This is a genomic window from Streptomyces sp. NPDC006643 (assembly GCF_042870175.1).
Lineage (GTDB): Bacteria > Actinomycetota > Actinomycetes > Streptomycetales > Streptomycetaceae > Streptomyces.
In genome coordinates, this window is sequence record NZ_JBIAHA010000019.1 from 1 (window position 1) to 26,091 (window position 26,091).

General features: G+C 71.0%; 19 protein-coding genes. 14 read left to right on the plus strand and 5 right to left on the minus strand.

Annotation, left to right across the window (positions count from 1 at the left end):
* The 6 genes from ACFYNU_RS24725 to ACFYNU_RS24750 all read left to right on the plus strand — a co-directional run.
* A partial coding sequence (locus tag ACFYNU_RS24725; RefSeq protein ID WP_356588920.1) for an RHS repeat-associated core domain-containing protein occupies positions 1–3,825 on the plus strand: 3,825 nt, incomplete at its 5' end.
* Between the two features lie 44 nt (positions 3,826–3,869).
* Entirely contained in the window at positions 3,870–4,403 is a 534-nt protein-coding gene (locus ACFYNU_RS24730; RefSeq protein WP_356588918.1) for a hypothetical protein, read from the plus strand.
* 241 nt (positions 4,404–4,644) lie between these two features.
* Entirely contained in the window at positions 4,645–5,916 is a 1,272-nt protein-coding gene (locus ACFYNU_RS24735) for an aspartate kinase (protein WP_356588946.1), read from the plus strand.
* Between the two features lie 25 nt (positions 5,917–5,941).
* Positions 5,942–7,036 (plus strand): aspartate-semialdehyde dehydrogenase, encoded by a 1,095-nt coding sequence (locus tag ACFYNU_RS24740; protein WP_356588916.1) that lies wholly within the window; start codon positions 5,942–5,944, stop codon positions 7,034–7,036.
* A 298-nt stretch (positions 7,037–7,334) separates the two neighbouring features.
* Positions 7,335–7,997, plus strand: a complete 663-nt coding sequence (locus ACFYNU_RS24745) for a SigE family RNA polymerase sigma factor (RefSeq protein WP_356588914.1) — start codon at positions 7,335–7,337, stop codon at positions 7,995–7,997.
* Between the two features lie 218 nt (positions 7,998–8,215).
* Positions 8,216–9,331: a DUF4232 domain-containing protein gene (locus tag ACFYNU_RS24750; protein WP_356588912.1), complete on the plus strand. Its 1,116-nt coding sequence runs from the start codon at positions 8,216–8,218 to the stop codon at positions 9,329–9,331.
* A 64-nt stretch (positions 9,332–9,395) separates the two neighbouring features.
* On the opposite strand, the gene ACFYNU_RS24755 is transcribed toward ACFYNU_RS24750, so the two are convergent.
* The 3 genes from ACFYNU_RS24755 to ACFYNU_RS24765 form a co-directional block, all read right to left on the minus strand.
* Entirely contained in the window at positions 9,396–10,148 is a 753-nt protein-coding gene (locus ACFYNU_RS24755; protein ID WP_356588910.1) for an SURF1 family protein, read from the minus strand.
* A 511-nt stretch (positions 10,149–10,659) separates the two neighbouring features.
* Entirely contained in the window at positions 10,660–12,465 is a 1,806-nt protein-coding gene (locus ACFYNU_RS24760; RefSeq protein WP_356588908.1) for a prolyl oligopeptidase family serine peptidase, read from the minus strand.
* 49 nt (positions 12,466–12,514) lie between these two features.
* The gene (locus tag ACFYNU_RS24765) at positions 12,515–13,192 is read right to left on the minus strand and encodes a TIGR03086 family metal-binding protein (RefSeq protein WP_356588906.1); all 678 of its coding nucleotides are present in this window, start codon (positions 13,190–13,192) and stop codon (positions 12,515–12,517) included.
* A gap of 137 nt (positions 13,193–13,329) precedes the next feature.
* Here ACFYNU_RS24765 and ACFYNU_RS24770 point away from each other — a divergent pair, with 137 nt between their 5' ends.
* On the plus strand, positions 13,330–14,241 hold the full coding sequence (locus tag ACFYNU_RS24770; protein ID WP_356588904.1) for an alpha/beta hydrolase: 912 nt from the start codon (positions 13,330–13,332) through the stop codon (positions 14,239–14,241).
* On the opposite strand, the gene ACFYNU_RS24775 is transcribed toward ACFYNU_RS24770, so the two are convergent.
* Entirely contained in the window at positions 14,177–14,830 is a 654-nt protein-coding gene (locus tag ACFYNU_RS24775) for a TetR/AcrR family transcriptional regulator (RefSeq protein ID WP_356588902.1), read from the minus strand. The two genes, ACFYNU_RS24770 and ACFYNU_RS24775, sit on opposite strands and share 65 nt — an antisense overlap.
* A gap of 144 nt (positions 14,831–14,974) precedes the next feature.
* Here ACFYNU_RS24775 and ACFYNU_RS24780 point away from each other — a divergent pair, with 144 nt between their 5' ends.
* Positions 14,975–15,760: an SDR family oxidoreductase gene (locus ACFYNU_RS24780; protein WP_356588900.1), complete on the plus strand. Its 786-nt coding sequence runs from the start codon at positions 14,975–14,977 to the stop codon at positions 15,758–15,760.
* Positions 15,761–15,891: 131 nt separating this feature from the next.
* Positions 15,892–17,070, plus strand: coding sequence for a serine hydrolase domain-containing protein (locus tag ACFYNU_RS24785; RefSeq protein ID WP_356588898.1), 1,179 nt, complete (start codon positions 15,892–15,894; stop codon positions 17,068–17,070).
* Positions 17,071–17,077: 7 nt separating this feature from the next.
* Here ACFYNU_RS24785 and ACFYNU_RS24790 read toward each other — a convergent pair whose 3' ends face one another.
* The gene (locus ACFYNU_RS24790) at positions 17,078–17,257 is read right to left on the minus strand and encodes a hypothetical protein (protein ID WP_031230301.1); all 180 of its coding nucleotides are present in this window, start codon (positions 17,255–17,257) and stop codon (positions 17,078–17,080) included.
* 109 nt (positions 17,258–17,366) lie between these two features.
* On the opposite strand from ACFYNU_RS24790, the gene ACFYNU_RS24795 reads away from it, so the two are divergent.
* The 5 genes from ACFYNU_RS24795 (at position 17,367) to ACFYNU_RS24815 (ending at position 26,054) form a co-directional block, all read left to right on the plus strand.
* Complete coding sequence (locus ACFYNU_RS24795; RefSeq protein WP_356588896.1) at positions 17,367–17,936, plus strand: flavoprotein; 570 nt, start codon at positions 17,367–17,369, stop codon at positions 17,934–17,936.
* Positions 17,937–17,982: 46 nt separating this feature from the next.
* Entirely contained in the window at positions 17,983–19,728 is a 1,746-nt protein-coding gene (locus tag ACFYNU_RS24800) for an HNH endonuclease (RefSeq protein WP_356588894.1), read from the plus strand.
* Positions 19,729–19,995: 267 nt separating this feature from the next.
* Positions 19,996–20,916 carry a hypothetical protein gene (locus ACFYNU_RS24805; protein WP_356588892.1) on the plus strand — a complete coding sequence of 307 codons (921 nt, stop codon included), beginning with the start codon at positions 19,996–19,998 and terminating at the stop codon, positions 20,914–20,916.
* Between the two features lie 125 nt (positions 20,917–21,041).
* Positions 21,042–22,916 carry an HSP90 family protein gene (locus ACFYNU_RS24810; protein ID WP_356588890.1) on the plus strand — a complete coding sequence of 625 codons (1,875 nt, stop codon included), beginning with the start codon at positions 21,042–21,044 and terminating at the stop codon, positions 22,914–22,916.
* Complete coding sequence (locus tag ACFYNU_RS24815; RefSeq protein ID WP_356588888.1) at positions 22,917–26,054, plus strand: hypothetical protein; 3,138 nt, start codon at positions 22,917–22,919, stop codon at positions 26,052–26,054.
* Positions 26,055–26,091: the final 37 nt, after the last annotated feature.

Consider the following 26,091-nt stretch of genomic DNA (forward strand, 5'->3'; position numbering starts at 1 on the left):
GGCCACAACCACATCGGCAAGCACCTCGGGAAGGAACTGCCCGACGCCATCGGCCTCAGTTCCAAGACCCACAAGAACACCGACCTGGACATCGAGCAACGCGTCAAGGGTGTCAAGGGCGGCGACCGCCGCGACGGCGGGGGGCTCGACGGCCTCAAGCCGTCCTCGGGGGCCGCGCGCCGCGTCCCGAGGACGATGGTGAACGCGGTCGCGCGGGCGCGCGAGCTGGCCAGGTCCCTGGCGAACCGGCGCTGCAAGACGGACCCGGTGGATGTGGCCAGCGGGGAGATGGTCATGTCCCAGACCGATCTCGCCCTGCCCGGCGTCCTCCCGCTGGTGCTCCGGCGTACGCACATATCCGGCTACGCGTACGGCCACTGCTACGGCGTGAGCTGGGCCTCCACCTTCGACGAGCGGCTGGAGCCGGCCGGCGCCGGCGCGCTGTGGGCCCGCGAGGACGGGTCCGTGCTCGTGTATCCGGCGCTGCCGGCCGAGGAGGGCCAGGAAGTACTCCCCCTGGAGGGGGACCGGCTGCCGCTGACCGTCGTCGGGCGGAGCGAGCTGGGCGATGTCACCTACGCCGTGACCGACGACCGGGCGCTGCTGACAAGGCGGTTCACCGGCAGCCCGTACCGCGCGGGCGGGCTCTACTGGCTGGCCGAGATCGAGGACGGCAACGGGAACACCGTCCGCGTGCAGCGCGGCGCGGACGGCCTGCCGACCGCGGTGCGCCACGACGGCGGCTACCACGTCCGCGTCGAGACCGACCCGGACCTGGGCCGGGTCACCGCCCTGGAGGTGCGGACGCCCGAGGGTCCGGTACGGGTCGCGTCCTTCGGCTACGACGCCCGGCGGAATCTGGACGCGGTCGCCGGCTCGTCGGGTGTGCCTCTGCGGTTCGGCTACGACGAGGAGGACCGGATCACGTCGTGGACCGACCGCAACGGCCACACCTACACCTATGTGTACGACACGGCGGGCCGTGTGGTGGAGACGAACGGGCCCGGCGGGGCGCTCTCCGCACGCTTCTCCTACGACCTCGACCGCCGGATCACCCGGTTCACGGACTCCACGGGGGCGGTGACGGTCACCCGCCTCAACGAACTCGGCCAGACCGTCGCCGAGACGGATCCGCTCGGCGGCACCGTCCTCTTCACCTGGGACCGCTTCGACAATCTGCTCTCGCGCACCGACGAGCTGGGCAACACCGCCCACTTCGGGTACGACGAGCACGCCAACCTCAGCGAGGTGCGCTACCCGGACGGACGACGGGCATCGGTCGACTACGACGACCGGCATCTGCCGGTGTCGATCACCGGCCCGGACGGCACGGTCTGGCGGCAGTCCTTCGACGGGCGGGGGAACCGGACATCGGTGACGGCGCCGGACGGGCTGTCGACGGTCTTCACCTACGACACGGCGGGCGCCACCGCCACGATGACCCTGCCCAGCGGCGCGACCGAGCGCCGCGTCAACGACCCCGCGGGGCTCCCGCTGTCGGCCACCGACCCGCAGGGTGCCACCTACACGATCACCCGTGACGCCTTCGGGCGTCCTGTCGACTCGGCCGGCCCGACCGGCGCGGTCACCCGCCTCGTATGGACGGCGGACGGCTGGCTGACCCGGAGCACGGCACCCGACGGCACGAGTGAGTCGTGGACGTACGACGAGGAGGGCAACTGCCTCTCGTACACGAACGCCATGGGCGGCACGGTCCGCTTCGAGTACACCTGGTTCGACCTGCTCAGCGCCCGCACGGATCTGGACGGGGCGCGCCACGAGTTCACGTACGACAGCGAACTGCGGCTCACCGGGGTGCTCAACCCGGCCGGAAGGCGCTGGAGTTACCTCTACGGCCCCACCGGTCTCACGCGCTCGGAGACGGACTTCGACGGCCGCACCAGCGTCTACGAGCACGACGCCGCCGGGCGTCTCGTCGCGAGGACGACTCCGCTCGGCCACCGCGTCACCCTGACCCACGACGCTCTCGGCAACGTCCTGACGAAGGACGCCGAGGGTTCGCTCACCCGCTACACCTACGACGACGCCGACCGGCTGACCCGCGCCCAGGCGCCGGGCTCCACGCTCACCCTGGAGCGCGACGAGGTGGGCAGGCTGCTGGCGGAGAGCATCGACGGGCGCACGACACGGTACGGCTACAGCACCCACGGTGAGCTGATCTCGCGCACCACACCGACCGGGGCCGTCACCTCGTACACCTACGACGAAGGCGGGAACCGGGTGCGCGTCGAGAACTCGGGGCACGCTCTCGCCTTCGGCCGCGACGAGCTGGGCCAGGAACTGACGCGCGTGTTCGGGCCGGCCGAGGCACCGGTCACGCTCGCCTCCACCTGGGACGTGATCGGCCGGCTGACCTCCCAGACGGTGTCCACGGACCGGCGCACGATCCGCTCCAGGGACTTCGGCTACCGCGCCGACGGCTTCCTCACCACGACGACCGACCGGCTGGCCGGCCTGAGCACCCGCCTCGAACTCGACAGTGTGGGCCGGCCGCTCGGGCTGACGGCCGGTGTGTGGTCGGAGGACTACTCCTACGACAGCGCCGGGAACCAGACCGCCGCCCGGTGGCCGGACCGGGCCCGGCACACGGAGAGCCGCGGCGAGCGGGTGTACGACGGCACGCGGCTGGTCTCGGCGGGCGGACTGCGCTACGAGTACGACGCCGCCGGGCGGGTCGTCCTGCGGCAGAAGCGGCGGCTGTCCCGTAAACCCGACACCTGGCGCTACACCTGGGACGCCGAGGACCGGCTGATCGCCTGCACCACGCCCGACGGCACGGTGTGGCGCTACACCTACGACCCGTTCGGCCGCCGCACCGCCAAACACCGCATGGCGGCGGACGGCACCACGATCGCGGCCTCGGTCCACTTCAGCTGGGACGACACCCGGCTGGCCGAACAGACGGACACCGCCACCGGCGTCACGCTGACCTGGGACCACGAAGGCCATCGCCCGATATCCCAGCTGGAACGCCGCGCCGCCGCCACGGAGTCCCCGCAACAGGACGTCGACAGCCGGTTCTTCGCCATCGTCAGCGATCTCGTCGGCACCCCGACGGAACTCGTAGACGAGCGGGGCGGGATCGCCTGGTACAACCGCTCCACCGTCTGGGGTCTCACCTCCTGGAACCGGGAGGCCGACGCCTACACCCCGTTGCGCTTCCCCGGCCAGTACGACGATCCGGAGACCGGCCTCCACTACAACGTCCACCGGCACTACGACCCGGAGACGGCGCGGTACGTCTCCGCGGATCCGCTCGGCCTCGCGCCCGCCGCCAATCCGGCCGCCTATGTCGGCAACCCGTACACCTGGATGGACCCGCAGGGGCTGGTCGCCAAGGGGTGCACCCAGGAGGCCGGCTGGTACGGAGGGCTGAAACCGGCGAACGAACAGGCGAACGGGCAGCCCTATCCCGTCAAGATGGAGATCAACCACGTCCCGTCCAAGGCCTCGTGGAAGGACGTCATCGAGCCCGGGTTCTACATCGCGAACAAGCCGCACAAGGACCAGGACGTGAACAACGGTCCGGCCATTCGAATGGAGCGCAGTGACCACAAGAGACTGAACAGCACGGGGTCCAGCCGGTTCTCGACGGCATGGCAGACATGGCAGCGTGAACTGATCAGTCAGGGGAATCTCACCCAGGCCATGCGCATGGACATCGACGACATCAAACGGAAGTTCCCCGGAAAGTACGATGACCAGATCAAGGAAATGGTGGAGAGCCTGAAGGACAACAAGAACTTCCAGGCGATGCTCACCAAACGAGGGTGGACGGTCAACGAGACTGCCCTGCTGGCATAGCCGCGACGCGGCGTGCGATCCGTGGGGCAGAGGGAGAAGTGGCGATGGATCTGGAACTGCTGCCGGACACCGGGGTCGCGTCGATCCGGCTCGGCATGTCGGTCCGCGAAGCCGTACAGGCCGGGCGGGCCATGGGATTCCTGCCCGACGTGGACGACGTGGGCGACGTGGGCGACACGAACGGCGGGGACGGCGGGGACAGCGGCGCCGGCGGGAACGGGCCGGGACAGGTTTTCCTTGAGCACGCCGGATACGACATGGAATTCACGCTCGGGTTCACCAAGGGTTCGCTGACCGACATCGAGGTGTGGCGGTTCCGCGAGGAGGACGCGGACGTGCGGGTCGTCCTCGACGGGCTCGATGTCTTCCGCACCCCGAGCCCCGAACTGTTGCGGCAGCTCGCCGAGAGGGGCCACACCGTCGAGGAGAACGATCTCGGCTACGACACCCTGCCCGAACTCAAGATGATTCTCACCAATCACAGCAGTTTCGAATATCCGACGGACGACGAAGGCCATCCCCTCTACTTCGACTACGTCCTTGTCACCTCGCTGTCCTTCGAAGGCCCCCCTCGGTAGGCGCCCTCCACCAACCGGGCGTGATGCGGGTGTGATCCGGGTGTGACCCGGCCCACGTTCCGCGTGGTCCCCGCCAGACCGGGCATGGATGTCCACCGGGCAGCCGCACCGCTTCCTCGGTGATCAAGGCGTGAGCCGGACATCTCACGATGCGATATATACGAAGCGGAATGCGGCTGCTCGTTAGACTGAGCCGACCGCAGTGATGAACGACTGCGGCATGACTGATCGAGGAGCGCACGTGGGCCTTGTCGTGCAGAAGTACGGAGGCTCCTCCGTTGCCGATGCCGAAGGCATCAAGCGCGTTGCCAAACGAATCGTCGATGCCAAGAAGAACGGCCACCAAGTGGTCGTCGTGGTATCCGCGATGGGCGACACGACGGACGAGCTGACCGACCTCGCCGAGCAGGTGTCCCCGATCCCCGCGGGTCGGGAACTGGACATGCTGTTGACCTCGGGAGAGCGCATCTCCATGGCGCTGCTGGCCATGGCGATCAAAAGCCTGGGCCACGAGGCCCAGTCCTTCACCGGCAGCCAGGCCGGCGTCATCACCGACTCGGTCCACAACAAGGCGCGCATCATCGATGTCACGCCCGGCCGTATCCGTACGGCGCTGGACGAGGGCAACATCGCGATCGTCGCCGGATTCCAGGGTGTGTCCCAGGACAAGAAGGACATCACCACGCTCGGCAGGGGCGGTTCGGACACCACGGCCGTCGCCCTCGCCGCCGCGCTGGACGCCGAGGTCTGTGAGATCTACACGGACGTCGACGGGGTCTTCACCGCCGACCCCCGCGTCGTCCCGAAGGCCCGGAAGATCGACTGGATCTCCATCGAGGACATGCTGGAGCTGGCCGCGTCCGGCTCCAAGGTGCTGCTGCACCGCTGCGTCGAGTACGCACGCCGATACAACATCCCGATCCATGTCCGCTCGTCCTTCTCCGGACTGCGCGGCACCTGGGTCAGCAACGAGCCGCAAGGGGACCAGCAGGTGGAGCACGCCATCATCTCCGGAGTCGCCCACGACGTCTCCGAGGCCAAGATCACCGTCGTCGGCGTCCCCGACAAGCCGGGCGAGGCCGCGGCGATCTTCCGTACGATCGCGAACGCCGAGATCAACATCGACATGGTGGTGCAGAACGTGTCCGCCGCGTCCACCGGGCTGACCGACATCTCCTTCACCCTCCCCAAGACCGAGGGCCGCAAGGCCATCGACGCCCTGGAGCGCGCGAAGGGCACCATCGGCTTCGACTCGCTGCGCTACGACGACCAGATCGGCAAGATCTCGCTCGTCGGCGCGGGCATGAAGACGAATCCGGGCGTCACGGCCGGATTCTTCGAGGCGCTGTCCGACGCGGGCGTCAACATCGAGCTGATCTCGACCTCCGAGATCCGTATCTCGGTCGTCACCCGCGCCGACGACGTGAACGAAGCCGTACGCGCCGTGCACACCGCCTTCGGCCTCGACACCGAAACCGACGAGGCCGTGGTCTACGGAGGCACCGGACGATGATCAGAAGTCGCGGAAGCGCGGGCCGATGAACGGCCGGCCGACGCTCGCGGTCGTAGGCGCGACCGGGGGCGTCGGCGCCGTCATGCTCCAGATCCTGTCGCAGCACGCCGACGTCTGGGGCGAGATCCGCCTTCTCGCCTCACCCCGCGCGGCCGGCCGCAAGCTGGCCGTACGGGGTGAGCAGACCGAGGTCGTGCCGCTCAGCGAGGCCGCGCTCGCCGGCGTGGACGTCGCGCTGTTCCTCGTACCGGACGCCGTGTCCGCCCAGTGGGCACCCATCGCGGTGTCGCGGGGCGCCGTCGTGGTCGACGCCTCCGCCGCGTTCCGGATGGATCCCGACGTACCGCTCGTCGTCCCCGAGCTGAATCCGCACGCCGTACGGCTCCGCCCGCGCGGCATCGTCGCGAGTCCGGGCTGCGCCACGCTCTCGATGATCGTGGCGGTCGGCTCGCTGCACGCCGAGTTCGGGGTGCGCGAGCTGGTCGTCTCCTCGTACCAGGCCGTCAGCGCCGCCGGACAGGACGGCGTCTCGGCGCTGCGGCGGCAGTTGTCGGTCGTGGCCGGTACGGAGCTGGGGACGAACCCCGGGGATGTACGGCGCGCGGTCGGCGACATCACCGGGCCGTTCGGCGGGCCGCTGGCGCTCAACGTCGTGCCGTGGGCGGGGTCGCTCATGGCGGACGGCTGGTCGTCCGAGGAGATGGCGATCCGCGAGGAGACCCGCAAGATCCTCGACCTGCCCGATCTGAAGGTCGCGGTGACATGCGTGCACGTGCCCGTGATCACCGCGCACTCGCTCGCCGTGCACGCCCGCTTCGAGGGTCCGGTCACGGTCGACCGGGCGCACGAGATCCTGGCGACGTCGCCGGGCGTGGTGCTGTTCGACAATCCGGCGGCGGGGGACTTCCCGACGCCGGCGGACGTGGTGGGGACCGACCCGACGTGGGTGGGGCGGGTACGGCGGTCGCTGGACGACGAGCGGGCGCTGGAGCTGTTCGTGTGCGGTGACAACCTCCGTAAGGGCGCGGCCCTCAACAGCGCGCAGATCGCGGAGGCCGTCGCCGGAGAGTTCACCGGGAAGGCGACCGGGAAGGCGACTGGGAAGTCCACCGGGGCTTAGCCGGGGGGTGGGAGGCGTCCGGGACAGGCGTCCGACACTTTGTAGAATCTGTGAACGCCCTGTGAGCAAATCGCTGGTCTGTGCCACTTGAACTGGGGTGTTCCGGTGGCGGACGATGCTCATTCGACTTTCTGCAACCGCTGGTTGACCGGAAGCGTCTATGCGGTCGCCCCTACGTGGTGCCGTGGGCAAATGGGGCATGTGGGGGAGATCGGTTACGCATGAGGGCAATTGGTGCATCGTCAAATGTGGCGACGAACACGTACAACCCTGGGCGGGGCAAGCGTGTCCAACAGGCGTGGCAGAGGTTCTCGATTTCACAGCGGTCGTCCCGGTTCGCGGCACTTCGGTGCGGCCGACCCGTCGACCCCGCAGGCCCGGCGGTATGCCGGTGATCGCCCCCATGCCAGCGGCGCGCCCGGCCGGTATTCCGGACCGGCGCGAGGGCGCTGACGAAGCGATGGCAACAGGTACCACCGTCGACCACCTGACCGAGACCTACCGGCAGCACTACCGTTCGCTGCTCGGCCTCGCGGCCCTGCTCCTGGACGACACGGCCTCCTGCGAGGACGTCGTACAGGAGGCGTTCATCCGTGTGCACTCGGCGCGCAACCGGGTACGCGAACCGGAGAAGACCCTGGCGTATCTGCGCCAGACGGTCGTCAACCTGTCGCGCTCCGCGCTGCGCCGCCGCATCCTCGGGCTCAAGCTGCTGTCGAAGCCGATGCCCGACATGGCGAGTGCCGAGGAGGGCGCGTACGACCTGCTGGAGCGTGACGCCCTGATCAAGGCGATGCGCGGCCTCCAGCGCCGGCAGCGTGAGGTGCTGGTGCTGCGCTACTTCGCCGACATGACGGAGGCCCAGGTCTCCGAGACGCTCGGCATATCCCTGGGCTCGGTGAAGGCGTACGGCTCGCGAGGCATCGCGGCGCTGCGTATCGCCATGGAGGCCACGGCATGAACGGGCGCGAGCACGATCAGGACCACGAAAGGCCGGAGGGGCCGGACGGTCCGACAGCTGAGTCGACTGGAAATGGAACTGTGAACAACGGGCCGGAAGAAGAACCGGGCGGAGACCTCCACGGTGTGGCCGACGGCACGCGGGGCGCGGACGGCGCCGCCGACGGTGCCCCCCAAAGTGATCCCAAGAGTGACCCCCAAAGTGATCCCCAAGCAGATGTGACTCAGCCGCAGCCGCTCGCGGCGTTGTTCGGCGGCCGTGGCGCCGGCGGCGGCGCGGCGAGTGACGGTGACGGCAGCGGCGCGTCGACTGGAGACGGCGGTGCGGCGTACGGCGGTGGCGCCGACGAACTGGCGCTGCGCAGGCTGCTGCACGGCGCCGTCCAGGAGATCGAGCCCTCCCCCGGAGCCCTCGACCATCTGCGCAGGGCGGTGCCCGCGCGGCGCGCGCGCAAGCGCCAGGCCTTCGTCGGCGTCGCGGCTGCCGCGCTGCTGATCAGTACGGCGGTGCCCGCTTTCGTACACGTCGCGAACACCAGCAGTTCCTCGGACGACAAGTCTTTCAACGTGGGCCACGGGGAGCAGGTCCACGGCGGCACCGGCTCCGACGGCGGCCCGAAAGACCCTGAGAAGGACGGCGCGGGACCGTCGGACACGACGGACGACGGACAGGGCGGAACGGGCGGCAAGGACAAGCCCGAGACGAGCGACGGCGGAAGCACGGGCGGTACGTCCGGTGGCGACGGCCACGACCCGGAGAGCAGCTTCACCAGCGCCGCCGCCACGTGCGCCGCGAGCCAGCTGGTCGTCACCGCCTCCGAGGCGGGCGAACCGCAGGCCGACGGCACGGTGTACGGCAAATTCCGCGTCTCCAACAACTCCGGCACCAACTGCTCGGTCAGCGGCCACGGTTCCGTCGGCTTCCAGGCGACGGGCGCCGCCGACCCGAACAAGATCGAAGTGGTGGACCACACCCCGGGCGACCCCGCGAGCGGTCTGCCCGACCCCTCGCTGGAGACGAGCACCCTGGTGCTACCGCCCTCGGGGGCGTACGAGGTGATGTTCGCCTGGGTGCCGACCGACACCTGTCCGAAGGGCGAGCCGTCACCGGACCCCTCGCCCACGGAGGGCGACTCGGGCGGTGCGACGAACGGCACCGGGTCGACGCCGATCGAGACGGCGCCGCAGCTCGGCCGGGACGAGGGCCCCGTGGAGGACGGCAGCATCGATGTCGTACACACCCCGGAGGCCGGCTCGGAGTCACCGGCGGCGGCGACGATCGACAACGCCTGCGCGGGCACGATCTACCGGACGGGTGTGCTGGAAGCGACGTAGCCACGCGGGCGGGTGCCGTGCGCGGGCGGATGTCGTGCGCGGGCGGGTGTCGTGCGCGCCGTGGCTACGCGGCGGTCTCCAGGCCCAGTGCCCGGTCCCTGACGGCCTCGGTCTCACGCCGGAACAGCCGGAACCACATGAAGAGCACGAAGGCGACGAAGACGAACCACTCGCCCGTGTACCCGAGGTTCTGGAACGCCTTCAGGTCCAGCCCGCTGCCCTGCGGCGCCCGCGCCGGTACGGGCGTCAGCCCGACCTCGGGCTCGGTGACCGTGATCCAGGCGTCGTACACCTGGTACGGCACGAGGTTGACCAGCGAAGCCCCGCTGATGATGCCGACCTGCCCGCTCGGCAGCCCGCCGCGGGAGTCGGCGCCGTCGGTACCCGAATTCTCCGGCGCCTGAAGCGCGCCGGTCACGCTGACCTCGCCCTTCGGCGCGGGGGGCACGGCCTGACCGGCCGGCAGCCAGCCGCGCACGACGGGTAGCGCCCTGCCGTCACCGGTCCGCAGCAGCGCCAGGACGTACGAGCCGGACTTGTCGTCCAACTCCCGGTTCGGTACGAGGAGTTGGTCGGCGTACGTACCACTGGCCGTGGCGTGCCGACCGGAGGTCTCCTGATCGACGGGCAGCAGCTCCGCGAGGGGCACGGCGGCACGCTTCCCCGGATCGGGCGCGGCCTCGGCGCTCCGATGCGAATCGACACGGTCCTCGAAACGGCCGAGCTGCCAGGTCCCCATGAAGATGCAGAAGGGAATGGCCAGCAACACGAAGACATTGATGCCCCACCACCGGGGCGTCAGCAGGAACCGGTACACCCCTCTACGGTACGCAGCGCGTCTGGGGGGACGGGGAGCGGGGGCGGATCGGGGGCCGGCGACCTCATGCGGTGCGGGCCGGGGCCCGGCGCCCAGCCCGGTGGGCGACGCCTGGCACCGGCTCCCGCCCCGTAGCCCTTCGGGCGGAACGGGCGGGACGGGAGGGGACGAGCCGGTACGCCTCCGTACAGAGGCGGGCGGTCGTCCGCCGGGCGGGGGCGAACGCCGCCTGGCCGGCCTGATGCGCCGCTGAGGCGCACCGCACCGCGCCGGGCCCCGCCGCTGCGCCGGGCGCCCCGCCGCGAGCTCGTCGCGTTGGCTCTCCCCGGTAGCCCTTCGGGCGGGACGAGCCGGTGCGCCTCCGTAAAGAGGCAGGCGGGCGCAGCGGCCAGGGCCCGGCGCGGGCCGCCCCGCCGCGAGCCCGTGGCCTGGGGCGTGTCCGGCGAGTGGCGTCGGCCGCCCGCACCGGGGGCATCTCCCGTCGCCGACGAGGGAGAGGCCCGGCCGCGGACTAGTCGCTCAGGTGGCGCCGGGCGAAGTCCAGTTCCAGGGCGACCTGCTTGATGCGCTCCTCGACCACCAGTGAGCCGTGGCCGGCGTCGTACCGGTACACCTCGTGCGTCGCGCCGCGGGCCGCCAGGCGGTTCACGTAGTTCTCCACCTGCTGGATCGGGCAGCGCGGGTCGTTCAGGCCCGCCGAGATGTAGACCGGGGCGCGTACCTCGTCGACGTACGTCAGCGGGGACGACGCCTCGTACCGCTCCGGGACCTCCTCCGGGGTGCCGCCGAGCAGCGTGCGGTCCATGGACTTCAGGGCTTCCATCTCGTCGTGGTACGCGGTGACGTAGTCCGCCACCGGTACGGCCGCCAGGCCCACCGCCCACGCGTCCGGCTGGGTGCCGAGGCCCAGCAGGGTCAGATAGCCGCCCCACGAACCGCCCGAGAGCACCAGCTTCGCCGGGTCCGCGAGGCCAGACGTCACCGCCCATTCGCGTACGGCCGCGATGTCCTCCAGTTCGATCAGGCCGACGCGGTGCTTGAGCGCGTCCGTCCACTCGCGGCCGTAGCCGGTGGAGCCGCGGTAGTTGACCCGTACGACCGCGAAGCCGTGGTCCACCCACGCCGCCGGCCCCGCCGTGAAGGAGTCCCGGTCGTGCGCGGTCGGGCCGCCGTGGATCTCGAAGACCGTCGGGAACGGGCCCTCGCCCGCGGGCCGCTGCACCAGCGCGTGGATCCGTCCGCCCGGCCCCTCCACCCACGCGTCCGTCACCGGCACGGACCCCGGCGCCTTGGCCCCCGGCGGGTCGAGCACCACGCCGCCCGACGTGGAGCGCACCACGGGCGGGTGGGCAGCCGACGACCACAGGTACTCCACCGAGCCGTCCGGCCTGGCCGTCGCCCCCGACACCGTCCCGGCGGGCATCTCGACCCCGGTCAGCTCACGCCGCGCGAAGTCGTACCGCCACAGTTCGCTGCGCGCGTCGAAGCTGTGCACGATCAGCAGCGCGGACCCGTCCGGATACCACTCCGCCGATACGTCGCCGGGCAGCTCGATCGCCAGATCGGTCTCCTCGCCGGACGCCACGTCCCACACGATCGGCTCCCAGCGACCGCGCCGCTGGTGCCCGACGAGAAGCCGGGTGTCGCCGTCGACGGGCGCGAACCCGAGTACGGACAGGCCGAGTTCGAGCGCGCCGCCCTTGGTGTCGTCCAGCTCGGCGACCGTCGTGCCGTCGAGGCGGACCACGCGCAGCGCGGAGTGCATCGCGTCGCCGTGCTCGGTGTGCTCGACGGCGATGAGCGTCCCGTCGTGCGACAGGTCGCCGACACCGGCCGACTCGCGGTGCCGGTAGATCTCGACGGGGGTGCCGCCCGGCGGCAGCACATGGATCGTGGAGCCGTCCTCGTCGGTCGAGCAACCGACGACCGCCGTCCCGTCACGACCGAGGGCGAGGCCGCTGGGGTACGCGGCCTCGATACCGGGCGTCGCGTCCTCGTCGGCCCCGCCGCCGAACGGCTGGCGCTTCCAGACGCCGAACTCGTCGCCGTCGGTGTCGCTGAACCACCAGATCCACCGGCCGTCCGGGGTCAGCACGCCGTCCGTGGTGCCGTTGGGGCGGTCGGTCACCTGGCGTTGGGCGTCGGTGGCGCGGTCCCACGCGTACAGCTCGTACGTACCGGTCGCGTTGGACACGAACAGCGACCGGTCGGGCGCGTCCTCGGCCCACTCGGGCAGTGAGACGCGGGGCGCCCGGAAACGCTTCTCCCAGTCGGGTGCCTGGGCGTTGTGCGACGCGTGATCGTTCTTCTCAGTCATGCGCTCCATTCTGCTGCTTGTGGCGCCGCGGTTCAGGGCGTCCGGTCGTTCAGGGCGTCCAGGCAGGGGACCGGCCGAGCGTGGCCAGTACGAGGTCGAACGGCCGGCCGTCGCGGGCCGGCGTCCGCGCGGGGCCGAAGGCGGCGCCCGGAGCGAGCCGCCGCTCGTCGTCGGGCACGCGCAGCGCGACCGCGAGGGCCGCCTCCGCGATGTCGTCGTCCGGCTCCCAGTCGAGCCCGATCGACTTGGCCACGTCCCAGGTGTGGACGGCGTAGTCCAGGAAGTGGAACTCGACGGCGACGCGGGCGGGGAAGCTCCGGGTGGTGCTGATCTCGGGGAGGTCGAACCGGCGCTCCGCCACGCCGGGCCGGGCGAAGGACTCGACGACGCGCGTGACGGCGGCGCGGTAGACATCGAAGGGATCGTCGCCGAGCGGATCGTCGCCGAGCGGCAGCGGCTGCCAGTGGGAGAGGTCGGCGCCCGCACCGTCCGCCGCCGCGGCGAAGCCGTGGTGCTGCCCGGCCATGTGGGCCACGAGCGCCCGCAGGTCCCAGTCGGCGCAGGGGGTCGGGCGCTCCCAGTCGGACGGGCCGGCGTGTTCCAGGACGCGTACGGATTCCAGCAGCACGGCCCGGTCGTAAGCCCGGACGAAGTCACGTTCCTCGGGGAGGAGTTGCCGGTCGATGAGACGGTCCAGCTCGTTCTTGAACTCCTGGTTCGGACCCATGCGTCCGCCACCTTCCCGTCGAGGTCGTCGTCAGCACGACCGTACGTTCAGTTTCACCAGAAAACTAGCCGAACGATCGTGCTAATGTCTCGTCACCCACCCACGCCCGACCCAACCCGACCCAAGGAGAACGTGGCATGGACCTCGCGACGGCAGCCGTCCGCACCACCCTGAACAGCGCCTCCTACGTCTCACCCTGCCTCGCCGGCCACGCCGCCTTCCGCCTCTTCCGCAAGCCGCGCGGTCGCAGCCGTCTGCGGCCCGACGAGCGCCCGTTGACGCACCGGGCCGAGGTGGGCGAGATCGTCGTCGGCGGCGGGAAGGCCGTCAGTTACCGGTGGGGTACGGGGCGGCGCCCGGTGCTGCTGGTCCACGGCTGGGAGTCCCGCGGCTCGCGCTTCGCCGCGCTGGTCTCCGAGCTGCTGGACCTCGGCCTCAGCCCGGTCACCTTCGACGCGCCGGGCCATGGCGACGCCACCGGCGAGACCATGACGATCCTCGATCTGCGCGACATCATCATGGCGCTGGACGAGGAACACGGACCGTTCGAGATGGTCGTGGCGCACTCCCTCGGGGTCACCGCGACGTTCGTCGCCGCCCGGGAGTGCGGGCTGCGGACGGAGCGGATCGTGGCGATCAGCGGGGTGCCCGACTTCGCGTATCTGGTGGACGGGTTCTGCGTACGGCTGGGGCTGCGGGCGCGGCTGAACGCGGAGCTTCGGAGACGTGTCGAGCGGGAGTTGTTCCCCGGCGAGGGGGACGTCTGGGCGCGGTTCGCGGTCCCGCGCACCCCCGCCGAGGTGGGGCGACCGCTGCCGGTGCTGGTCGTCCACGACGAGGACGACGACATGGTCGATCCGGCCTGCTCGCGCGCGCTCGCCGAGGCGCTGGGGGACCGGGCCGAGCTGGTCGTCACCTGGGGGCTCGGCCATCGGCGGATCATCGGCGACGCGCAAGTCGCCGCGTCCGTAAGGGACTTCGTGGTCAGGGAGCGGGCGGCGCGAGCGCCGGCCCGGCCGGATCCGTCGCCACAGCCCGCAGCCGGCTGAGGATTCCGGTGGCGGCCCTGGCGTAGCAGCTGAAGTCGTCGTGCAGGACGGACTCGGCGTTGGCGCCTTCGAGGAGCGACACGATCTCGAAGGTGAGCTGGGGGACGTCGGTGTCGTCCGCCACCTCGCCCGCCTGTCTGGCCTCCTCGATCGTCCGGTTCACGAACGCGACCCAGTCGAGCCGTGCCTGCGCCACGGCGTCGTGCACCTTGCCCTCGCGTGCGTCGTACTCCGCCGAGACCGAGTAGAAGAAGCAGCCGCCGGGGAAGACCCGGCTCTCGGAGTAGGTGAGCCACGCGTCGCACAGGCTCCGGATCCGGGCGACGCCGGCGGGCATGTCCTGAACGGGCCGGACGACATGGTCGACGTACACCTTGGCGGCGGCGCGCACCGTGGCGAGCTGAAGCTCCTCCTTGGAGCCGAAGAGCGCGAACACCCCGCTCTTGCTCAGTTCAAGCTCCCCGGCCAGCCGGCCGAGCGACAGGCCGCCGAGACCTTCGACCGAGGCGATCCGGACGGTGTGCTTCAGGATCAGTTGGCGGGTCTGGTTCCCGCGCGCGACGCGTCCGTCGGTGCTCGTAGCTGTCACGCCTCCAGTGTACTAACCGAACGACCGTGCGGTCATTGATCGCGACGAGGTCGATTGTCAGTGGCGGGGTGCAGACTCTGGGTACGGCTCCGCGTATGGAGCACGGAGTGTGGTTCGGAAGACGGGGGCGACGGGGTGACGGGGATGGGTGACGACATGAACCGCGTCGCGGTGGTGACGGGTGTGGCGCAGGGGATCGGCCGGCGGGTGGCGGAGGTCCTGGCCGCGGAGGGGTATGTGCTGGTCCTGGCCGACATCGTGGACCCGGCCGACACCCTCGCCGCCGTCCGCGCGGCCGGAGCGGAGGCCCTGACCGTGGTGGGGGACGTCGCGTCGGAGGCGTACGTGAACGGGCTGGCCGACCAGGTGCGCGAGCGTTTCGGCCGGGTCGACGTGCTCGTCAACAACGCGGGTGTCTCCCTGCTCGTCCCGGCGGAGGAGACCACGGCCGGCCAGTGGCGGCGGGTGCTGGACGTCAATCTCACCGGACCGTTCCTGCTGTCCCGCGCCGTGGGCCGGCTGATGCTCGACGCGGGCGGCGGCTCGATCGTCAACATCGCGTCGATCGCCGGACTGCACGGCGTCTCCGACCGCGCGGCGTACAACGCGAGCAAGCACGGGCTGATCGGTCTCACGCGCACGCTGGCGGGGGAGTGGGGAGGTAGGGGCGTACGGGTCAACGCGGTCTGCCCCGGCTGGGTGAAGACGGAGATGGACGCCGCCGACCAGGCGTCCGGGGGCTACACGGACGAGGACATCGTGGACCGGGTGCCGATGGGGCGGTTCGCCGCGCCGGACGACATAGCCCAGGCGGTAGCGTTCCTGGCGGACCCGGCACGGAGCGGCTTCGTGAACGGTACGGCGCTGCCGGTGGACGGCGGCTGGACGGCCGACGCGAGCTGGACGTCGCTGCGCCTGCGCAAGCGCTGAGACACCGACCCGAGCCGGGGTCGAAGCGGACGCCCCGACCCCCGGTAAGGCCCGACCCCCGATAAGACCCGGCCCCCGATAAGACCCGGCCCCCGATAAGGCCCGACCCCTGATAAAGACGGAGTGCCCCCATGGCGGCGAGCGACGCGACCCCTCCGCAGGACCGGCGCGATCTGCGCGGGGTGCTCCAGGCGCAGGTGAGCGAGGGCCCGCTGCCGGGCGCCGTCGCCCTGGTGGCCCGGGGCGACCGGATCGAGGTGGCGGAGGTCGGTTCGGCCGACGCCGCCGGCACCACACCCCTGACCAGGGACTCGATCTTCCGTATCGCCTCGATCACCAAGCCGGTCGTCGCCGCGGCCGTCATGATGCTGGTCGAGGAAGGCCGGGTCGCACTGGACGATCCGGTCGACGCGTGGCTGCCCGAGCTGGCGTCACCGATGGTCGTACGGACTCCCGGCGCGCCCGTGGACGACGTGGTCCCGGCCGTCCGGCCGATCACGGTCCTCGACCTGCTGACCTTCCGCTCCGGGCACGGCTTCCCGTCCGACTTCTCGCTGCCCGCGGTGGCTCCCCTGTTCAGCGAGCTGAAACAAGGACCGCCGCAGCCGCAGCACGTCCCCGCGCCGGACGCGTGGATGGCGGCGCTGGCCCGTATCCCGCTGCTGCACCAGCCGGGCGACGCCTGGCTGTACAACATCGGATCCGACATCCAGGGCGTGCTGATCGCGCGGGTCAGCGGCCGGACGCTGCCGGAGTTCCTGGCGGAGCGGGTGTTCGAACCGCTCGGCATGGTCGACACGGCCTTCGAGGTGCCGGCCGGCAAACGCGACCGGGTGCCGTCCTACTACCGGCAGAGTGACGCGGGCGGCCTCGAACTGATCGACGGCCCCGACGGCCAGTGGAGCACGGTGCCGCCGTTCCCGTCCGGCGCCGGCGGCCTCGTCTCAACCGTCGACGACTGGTACGCCTTCGCCCGGATGCTCCTCGCGGACGGCGAGGCGAACGGCAGAGCGCTGCTCTCCCCCGCGTCCGTCGGACAGCTGACGACGGACCACCTCACCCAGCCCCAGCGCGACGCGGGGACGCTGTTCCTGGAGGGGCAGGGCTGGGGCTTCGGCGGCTCGGTGGATGTCCGGGACCTCGACCCGTGGAACGTCCCCGGCCGCTACGGCTGGGTCGGCGGTACGGGGACGGCGGCCCACATCGTCCCGTCCACGGGCCTGGTGACCATCCTGCTCACGCAGTTGGAGGCGCAGGGCCCCGTCCCGTCCACCCTGCTCCGCGACTTCTGGCGGTACGCGGCGGCGTAACTCCCGGTCAGCGCCGCCGCCCACGCCGTGCCTGCACGGCGGCCCCGACGCCGGCCAGATGCAGGGCGGCGAGGGTGAGTCCGACGAGCGTGAGACTCGTCGTACCGAAGATGACCTCGGTCGACGTCTTGGTGGCGTTGAGGATGAACGCGATGAAAAAGACCACAGCCGCCGCTATTGCGAGCATTTGCTCTCTCCTGCCGATGGACGGCCAACCCCGTCCGGAATGACGGCGGTTGTGACGTTGCCGACCGTGTGCCCCGGAAGGGCGCCGCCAGTCCTGCGAGACTGTGGAGATGAGCCAAGCGCGTACGCCCCGCGGTGTCCTGGGAGTGGTGGCGTCGGCGGCCGGCGGAGTGGAATCGCTCCGCACCGGCCTCGTCGAACCGGCACTGGCCCGCGGCTGGCGGGTGGCGGTCACCCTGACCCCGACGGCGGGCCGCTGGCTCCGGGCGAGCGGCGAATGGGCCCGCCTCGAAACCCTGACGGGCCTCCCGGTCCGCGACCACCCCCGCCTCCCGTCGGACCCCCGCCCCCACCCCCCGGCGACCTGCTACGTGGCGGCCCCGGCAACGGCCAACACGGTGGCCAAACTCGCCCTGGGCATCGCCGACAACCAGGCCCTCACCCAACTCACGGAAGCCCTGGGCACCCCGGCCCTCCCGGTGATCGTCTTCCCCCACATCAACGCGTCCCACGCCCGCCACCCGTCCTGGCCCACCCACCTCACCAACCTCCACCACTCAGGCGCCCACCTCATCCAGGGCCCCGACGTCTGGCCCCTCGACGAACCCCAGGCGACCCCGCCGCCCCGCGAACCCCCGTGGGAGGCGATCCTCCGGGCGGTGGACGGCGCGACGAGCTGACGTCATTCGCGAGGGCCTTTGTCCGACCCGCCTGGCAGGATCTGGGATGAACGGCAACGTATCGAAGGAGGCTCGATCGATGGGAGGCCAGTTGCGTGTCGGTGAGGTGCTGCGGTCCGGTCGGAACACGGATCCCGACGAACCGGTCATCGAGGGGTACCGGAACATTCACCACGTGACGGCTTCTCAGCATCTTGCCCAGATCCAGTTGAGCAAGGGCATCAACCCCATGGCCAAGGTCAGGGCCCCGGACGCCCTACGTCGCCCGGCGATTCTGATCCGCTCCAGTCCGTGGAAGGCCGGAACGGACGAAACGCCCTGGCACGATGTCTTCGACCTGGACAACGGTCACGTGCGCTACTTCGGGGACCACCGTGTGGACCACGAAGTCCCGGTGGGAAAGACTCAGGGAAACACGCTGTTGCTGGACGCAGTGGAAGGCCATCAGGCATCGAGTGCGGAGCAGCGCGTGCTTGCTGTGCCGCTCCTTCTCTTCGCGAGCGTCACCCGTAACAAGACGCCCAAGGGGTATGTCCAATTCTGTGGCTTGGGCGTGATCGAGCACGCCGAGGTGATCGAGCAGGAAGTCCAGGGAAGGCCCTTCCCCAACTATCGTTACGATCTCGGCGTCCTGGATCTGAGCCCGGAGGACGATCAGGTCGACTGGGCCTGGATCGAGGCCCGAGGCAACCCGGATCTCACGGCAACCGACGCGCTGGAGTACGCTCCGCGATCCTGGCGTCGATGGGTGGACCACGGACACGCGGTGCTGCCCGAGGTGCGGCGACGACGGACGCACCGTCCTGACGGGGACCCGGGTCTTCTCCCTGCTCCTCGCCGTTCGAGGGATACGCCGGCACTTCCCCCTCCCGGCGGGTTGGGCGACTTGACGGAGAGCGAGCTCATGAGCCGCCTCAGGAGCCTCAGGGTCCACAGCAAGAACGGTCAGGCCAGCAGACACAAGCCCCTGGCCCTGCTGTGGGGTATCTCCAGGGTCGCGGCCGGAAAGCCTCGTCTTGCATCGTGGCGGCAATTTCGGGACGAGGCGGGTGGATTGCTGGCGGAGTTCGGGCACCCCAATTCATCCGTGACACCTGAGTATCCGTTCTGGCATCTGCGAACAAGCCGGCTGTGGGACGTGGACGGTGTTCCGTCCGACGGGTCCGTCAAGCCCCATGCGGCGACGTTCGACCGGATCAATCCCGAGGGAGGAATGACCGAGCAGGCAAGTCGGCTCCTGGTCGACCCTTTTGTGCGGTCTCAGGCGATCGCAATACTGCGGGACGGATATCTTGCCGATGTCGACCCACGAGACCTGATGGAACGCCTCGGGCTGGCCGGTTACGAGACTGCGAGTGGCTGCCTGGACGAGGTGGAAGACCAGGAAGGTGACGAGGCGGAGAATTCGAACCCCGCCTCACGGCGCAATGCCAACATTGCTCGCGTGGTTCGTGACGCGCGACTGGTGGCCGAGGTGAAGTCATTGCACGGCCACTGCTGCCAGGTCTGCGGCCTGATATTGCCGATCCGATTCGCCAACTACAGCGAGGCCGCGCATATTCGTGGCCTCGGCCGCCCGCACAACGGCCCCGACGAGTTGGAGAACCTGCTGGTCCTGTGCCCGAACCATCATGTCCAGTTCGATCGTCTCGCGATCTACATCCGGCGTGACGGAACGGTTCGCCTGACCAGTGACGACAGACAGGTGGGCGATCTCCGACGGCACCCGGCCCACCGCATCCGCGAAGCTCACCTTCGCTACCACCGTGCGCTGTGCGGCAGGGACGACTGATCTGGCGGAAAGTGGCTCAACGCTGACACATGTACGTCGGACGCGGCGCACCGAGCCCCTTCACACAGGCTTCCACACCCCTTCCGTGCCTCAAGAGTGCGGTCATGGTCATGCATGCACCCGAACCGGATAGTTCGTGGTGCTCTGTCAGTGGGACGTGATAGTCAATTCCCTGGGGAAAGCGATCCGCGTTCGTTGCCCAGGGGGGCGCGTCGGATCAGGCATGAGGGGGTCGTTGTGGGGTTGTTCGGGCGTTTTGGGAGACCCGTGCCGCGTGTGGACGCGGACAGTTGGGATCCGGATCTGGCGGGGATGCGGGTCGCCGCCGTGCGGCGGGACTGGGCGGATCTGCGGGGGCGGTTGGGGAAGATACCCGACGGGCAGGAGCGCAGCTGGCTGTTGGGGCGGGTCGCGGGTGTCGACGGGATCGAGCGGTGGATTCCGGCGGTGATCGAGGCAGAGCCGGACTCGGCGCTCGCGCTGCTCGTGTCGGGTGCCCGCAGGGTCAGTTGGGCGTGGGAGGCGCGGACCGCCGCGCGGGCGGAGCATGTGTCGCGGGAGCAGTTCCAGACCTTCCACGAGCGGTTGCGCGTCGCCGAGGAGGAGTTGTACGAGGTGGCCGAGCGCGAGCCGGGCTGGGTCGCGCCGTGGTACTTCCTCCAGATGTCCGGGCGCGGGCTCCAGGTCGGGCAGGAGACCGCCCGGCTCCGTTTCGAGGCGGCCGTCGGCCGCTGTCCCGAGCACATGGGCGCCCACCAGCAGCAGTTGCAGCAGATGTGCGCCAAGTGGGGCGGTTCGCACGAGGAGGCGCACGGCTTCGCCCGTACGGCGATGCTGAAGGGCTCCGAGGGCGGTCCCCTCGGCGAACTCGTCGCCCTCGCGCACCTGGAGCACTGGCTCGAACTCGAAGACGGTGCGGACACCGCGTACATCCGTCGCCCCGATGTCGTCGCCGAACTGCACGAGGCCGCCGACCGGTCCGTACGGCATCCCGCCCACGGCCGCCCGCGCGGCTGGCTCCACACGTACAACTCCTTCGCCATGGCCTTCTCGCTGGCCGGTGAGAAGAAGGCGGCGGCGGAACTTTTCCACGCCATCGAGGGGCGCGTCACGGAGTTCCCCTGGCAGTACCTCGGCAACGACGCGACGAAGGTTTTCGGCAAGTGGCGCGACAAGGCCGGCGGCTGAGCCCGTCCGCCCGTCCCCCTGTCCGCTTCTCCCGCTGAGCCCAACCGCGCCGTGCCCGCCGAGCCCGCCTCGGCCACCCCTCGCACACACCTCCCGACGTTCACACCGCCAAGGAAGCCTCCCAGGTGCCCAGTTCCGAAACGTCCCACACCCCGCACACGTCCCACACCTTCCAGGTCGACCTCCGCGGCCTGGTCGACCTGCTGTCCCATCACCTCTACTCCAGCCCCCGCGTCTACCTCCGCGAACTGCTCCAGAACGCCACCGACGCGATCACCGCCCGCCAGGCCCGTTTCCCCGGCGCCCCCACCACCATCACCGTCCGCACCGGCGACACCCTCACCGTCACCGACACCGGCATCGGGCTGACCGAGGCCGACGTGCACACCTTCCTGGCGACCATCGGGCGCAGCTCCAAGCGCGCCGCCGAAGGTGAACTCGAAGCGGCGCGTGGTGACTTCATCGGCCAGTTCGGGATCGGGCTGCTCGCCTGTTTCGTCGTCGCCGACGAGATCACCGTGGTCAGCCGGTCCGCCGCCCACCCCGACGCCCCGGTCGTGGAGTGGCGCGGCCACTCGGACGGCCGGTACACCATCCGTACGCTGCCGTCGCACGAGCACCCGGAGCCCGGCACGACCGTACGGCTGACGCCCCGCGCGGACGGCACCGAGTGGACCCGCCCCGACCAAGTGACCGCGCTGGCACGGCATTACGGCGGCCTGCTGCCGTACGAGGTCACCGTCGTCGCCCCCGGCGGCTCCGCCGACCGGATCAACGACACCCCGCCCTGGGAGCGCCGGCACGGATCCCCGCTCGCCCGCCGCGACGCGCTGGCCGAGCACTGCCGTACGACCTTCGGTTTCGCCCCGCTCGACACCATCGACCTCGACCTGCCGGCGGCGGGCCTGCGCGGAGTCGCGTACGTACTGCCCACGGCCGTCAGCCCCTCCGAGCGCGCGGGCCACCGTGTCCACCTCAAGGGCATGCTGCTCTCCGACCGGGCGACCGAACTGCTCCCGGAATGGGCCTTCTTCGTCCGCTGCGTCGTGGACACCACCAGCCTGCGCCCCACCGCCTCCCGCGAGGCGCTGTACGAGGACGGGACGCTGGCCGCCGTACGGGACGCGCTCGGCGCCCGTATCCGCGACTGGCTCACCGGGCTGGCGGCGAGCGATCCGACGCTCCTGCACCGGTTCATCGACACCCACCACCTCGCCGTCAAAGCGCTCGCACGCTACGACGACGAGCTGCTGCGGATGCTGCTGCCCTGGCTGCCGTTCGAGACCACCGACGGCAATGTCACGCTGGAGGAGTTCGCCCGCGCCCACCCCACGATCCTGGTCGCGCGCAGCGTCGAGGAGTTCCGGCAGGTCGCGCCCATCGCCGCCGCGGCGGGCCTGGGTGTCGTCAACGGCGGCTACACCTACGACCGCGACCTGGTGCACCGGCTGCCCGAGATCCGGCCCGGCACCGCCGTCACCGATCTGGACCCCGCGACGGTCACCGCGCACCTGGACTCGGTCGACCCGTCCGCCGAACTGGCCGCCGCCGCGTTCCTCACCGTCGCGCGCGAGGTGATCGGCGCGTACGACTGCGACGTCGTCCTGCGCAGCTTCCACCCCGTCACCGCGCCCGCCCTGCTGCTGGACAACCGCGACGCCCGCCACGAACGCACCCGGGCCTCTCTCGCCGAGGGCAGCGACGGGCTGTGGGCCGAGATCCTCGGTTCGCTGCGGACCGAGACCCCTCGCGCGCAGCTGGTCCTCAACCACCTCAACCCGCTGGTGCGCCGCGCCGCGACGATCCACGAGCGGGGGCTGGCCGTCACGACGGTCGAGGCGCTGTACGGGCAGGCCCTGCTGATGACCCGCCGCCCCCTCCGCGCCGCCGAGAGCGCGCTGCTCAACCGGGCCTTCATCGGCCTGCTCAGCCACGCCATGCACGACGAGAGCACCGGGCCGGGCCAAGGCCCCGCGTCCGAGCCCCGGAAGGAGCGGTAGATGTTGGAGAGCCCGAAGGGGTTGGAGACCCCGGAGGCCGTTCTCGACGCGCTGCGCGAGAACAACGAACGCCCCTACGGACTCCACCGCACCGTGACCGCCGAGGAACTGGTCGACGCGGCCGAGCAGTTCGAGGAGCCGGAGCTGCTGGCGACGGCGCTGCTGGAGCTGATGTCCGCGTACGAGTACACCGGCGAACACCGCAAGGCACCGGTCGTCTTCGCCCGCGTCCTGAAGCTGAAGGACGACAAGCCCGGCGCGTTCAGTGACTGGGAGGCGAGCCAGGTCCTCTGGCGCTTCAAGTGGGTCACGACGTCCCTGCTCCAGGTGCCCGAGGTCCCGCTCGCCGCGATCCGCGGCTGGACCGACCAGATGCGCGACCGCTACCGCGAGGCGGGACACGGGATGCAGCCGGTGGCCGCCATGCGCCACCGCATCGCCGCGCACGTCGGATCCGGCGACGCGGAGCGCTCGGCGTACGACCTGTGGGTGACCCGGCCCCGCGAGCCGATGAGCGACTGCGAGGCGTGCGAGACCCGGCACCGGGCGATCCACCACGTACGCTCCGGCGACGAACGGCGCGCGCTCGACATCTGGCGGCCGGTCTTCGACGGCGGCCAGACGTGTGCGGAGGAGCCGTACGTCAGCCAGGCGCACGCGCTGCTGCCGCTGCTGAGTCTGGGCCGTGTCGACGAGGCGCGGTCGCACCATCTGAGCGGCTACCGGTACGCCCGCGGCAAGACCGGCCTGGCCGAAGAGGTGGGCCTGCACATCGAGTTCAGCGCGCTGTCGCGCAACGAGGGCCGGGGGCTGGAGATCCTCGCCGAGAACAGGGCCCTCTTCGAGACCACGGGCGCCCCGCTCTCCCTGCTCGGTTTCCTCACCGGCGTGGAGGTGCTGCTGACGCGCCTGGTCGCGGACGGGTACGCGACGACGACCGTCGCCGGGCCGCTCGGGCGGAGCTGGACGGCGGAGAGCCTGCTGGCCCATGTGAGCGGTGAGGCGGACGCGCTGGTGGCGGCGTTCGACGCGCGCAACGGGACCACGACGGTCGGCGACCGGCGGCGCGAGCGGGTGGCGCGGCCGGCGCTGCTGGCCGAGCCGCTGGCGCTGGGCCTGCGTACGGCGCGGCCCGAGACCGTTCCGGCGTCGCCGGTCTCCTCGCGGGACATACCGGACGACTTCGTGGCACTGGTCACCCGCGCCCGAGAGATGGCGGCCGACGGGCACCCGGGGGACACCGCGCTGTGGGAGCGGATAGCCGAACGCGTGGCCGCCGACGGCCACGTACACGATCCGGCGCTGGGCGCGGAGGCCCGGCTGCGGGCCGAACTGGTCGAGCAGCGGGGCTTCACCGCGTACGAGAACGAGCGCTGGGAGGAGGCCAACGCCACCATGACGGAGGCGGCCGATCTGTACGAGCGGGAGGCCGGCCTGCCGTGGCACGCACTGGCGGCGCGGGCGCGCGTCAGCTCGTTCGCGTGGGGTGACGCGGGGGAGCGGGAGGCGGGCGGCTTCCCGTCGTGGACGGTGCTGGACGACCTGCTGCGCGAAGCGCGGGAGCTGCTGGGGGCGGACGGGGCGGATGGGGCGGATGCGGGGGACGCGGCGGACGCGGCGGACGCTCGTGCGGCGGGCGCTCGTGCGGGGGATGCGGCGGACGTCGGTACTAAGGGTGCGGCGGGCGCGGCGGGTGCGGCGGACCTCGCTCCGAAGGACGACGACACCCCGGAGAAGTATCTGACCGTGCTCCACTGCCGGGCCTTCGCCGCCCACGCGGAGGCCGCCGCAGAGGCGCCCGACGTCTCCGCGGCGACCCGCGCACGTTTCGACGCCGCGACGGACGCCGTGCTGTCCGAGGCGGCCCGGTTCAAGATGCCGTACCTGGCCGTCGGCGTACGCAGATACACCGCCGACCTCGCCTCCCGCGCCGGCCGGCCGGACGAGGCGGTCGCCGAGCTGCGTACCGCCCTGGACATCCTTGAGACGAGCGGCAGACCGTGGCGGGCACCGAGGCTGGAGGCCCAGCTGGGCCAGATCCTGCTCCAGCAGGACAAGCCGGAGGAAGCGGCGGGCGCGCTGCGGCAGGCCCTGGCGGGGGCCGCCCGGTACGACGACACGTCGTTCCCCGTGGCGTTCAGCCATCTGCTGCTGGGCCACGCCTGTTCGCACGCCGGTGACCTGCCCGGCGCGGTGCGGCACCTGTCCGAGGCGGCGGGGCGGTTCGACAGGGACGGCGACGACAACGCGGCGGCGGAGGCCCGGCTCCAACTCGCCGACGTCCTCGGCCGGTCCGGGCAGTCGGCCGACGCCGTCGCCGTGCTGGAATCCCTGGTCCTGGACGAGGCCTCGGCGTCGCTCGACGAGCGGCTGCTGGCCCAGATCCGGCTCAACCTGGCGCGCGGGCTACGGGAGTTGGAGGAGCACCAGGCATCGGCCGAGCAGTTCGTACGGCTGGCGGAGACGGTCGCGGACTGGGACGACCGCACCACGTACACGCTGGTCACAGCCGAATCCGCCATCGCGCTGGCACGGGCGGACCGCTGGGACGCCGCCCGCGCGGCGTACGAACGCGCCCTGATCGCACACCGCGACACCCGTCCCCCGGGCCAGGCGGGTCAGGCGGGCCAGGCAGGTCAGGCGGGCCAGGCAGGTCAGGCGGGCCAGGCGGGTCAGGCGGGTCTGATGGGCGAAATGGCGCGGGAGTTCGCGGCACTGACCATGGCGGCCGAAGGCTCGGACGGCATCGAGACGGCCCTCGCGCATCTCACCGAGGCCGACGAGATCCGCACCGCCGTCGCCAAGGACGCCGAGGACTTCGTCCACTGGTACGAGGCCGGGGCCACCGCGTACCAACGCGCCCGCGCACTCGCCGTGGCCGAACGCTTCAGCGAGGCACTGGCCGAGATGGAGCGTGCCATCACCGCGTACGAGGAGGGCGGCGAGCAGGGCGAGACACCCCGCGCGGAGGCGACCCGCGTCGCCGCGCTGATCGAGGCCAACGGCCTCAACTCCCCCCAAGCGGCGATATCCAGGCTCGACACGGCGATCGGCCGCTGCGAGAGCGCGGGCCTCCAGCACGCGGCCCAGATCCTGTCCGGCCTTCGGGCGGATCTCGCGGCGCAGCGCGCGAGCTGACCGGGTCCGGGGGAGGGGCCGGCGTCCTGCTGCTCCC

Excerpts from the sequence above, each read along its gene's own strand:
- ACFYNU_RS24730 (WP_356588918.1), top strand. The coding sequence starts at position 3,870 with ATGGATCTGGAACTGCTGCCGGACACCGGGGTCGCGTCGATCCGGCTC.
- ACFYNU_RS24740 (WP_356588916.1), top strand. The coding sequence starts at position 5,942 with ATGAACGGCCGGCCGACGCTCGCGGTCGTAGGCGCGACCGGGGGCGTC.
- ACFYNU_RS24760 (WP_356588908.1), bottom strand. The coding sequence starts at position 12,465 with ATGACTGAGAAGAACGATCACGCGTCGCACAACGCCCAGGCACCCGAC.
- ACFYNU_RS24765 (WP_356588906.1), bottom strand. The coding sequence starts at position 13,192 with ATGGGTCCGAACCAGGAGTTCAAGAACGAGCTGGACCGTCTCATCGAC.
- ACFYNU_RS24770 (WP_356588904.1), top strand. The coding sequence starts at position 13,330 with ATGGACCTCGCGACGGCAGCCGTCCGCACCACCCTGAACAGCGCCTCC.
- ACFYNU_RS24780 (WP_356588900.1), top strand. The coding sequence starts at position 14,975 with ATGGGTGACGACATGAACCGCGTCGCGGTGGTGACGGGTGTGGCGCAG.
- ACFYNU_RS24785 (WP_356588898.1), top strand. The coding sequence starts at position 15,892 with ATGGCGGCGAGCGACGCGACCCCTCCGCAGGACCGGCGCGATCTGCGC.
- ACFYNU_RS24790 (WP_031230301.1), bottom strand. The coding sequence starts at position 17,257 with ATGCTCGCAATAGCGGCGGCTGTGGTCTTTTTCATCGCGTTCATCCTC.
- ACFYNU_RS24795 (WP_356588896.1), top strand. The coding sequence starts at position 17,367 with ATGAGCCAAGCGCGTACGCCCCGCGGTGTCCTGGGAGTGGTGGCGTCG.
- ACFYNU_RS24800 (WP_356588894.1), top strand. The coding sequence starts at position 17,983 with ATGAACGGCAACGTATCGAAGGAGGCTCGATCGATGGGAGGCCAGTTG.
- ACFYNU_RS24815 (WP_356588888.1), top strand. The coding sequence starts at position 22,917 with ATGTTGGAGAGCCCGAAGGGGTTGGAGACCCCGGAGGCCGTTCTCGAC.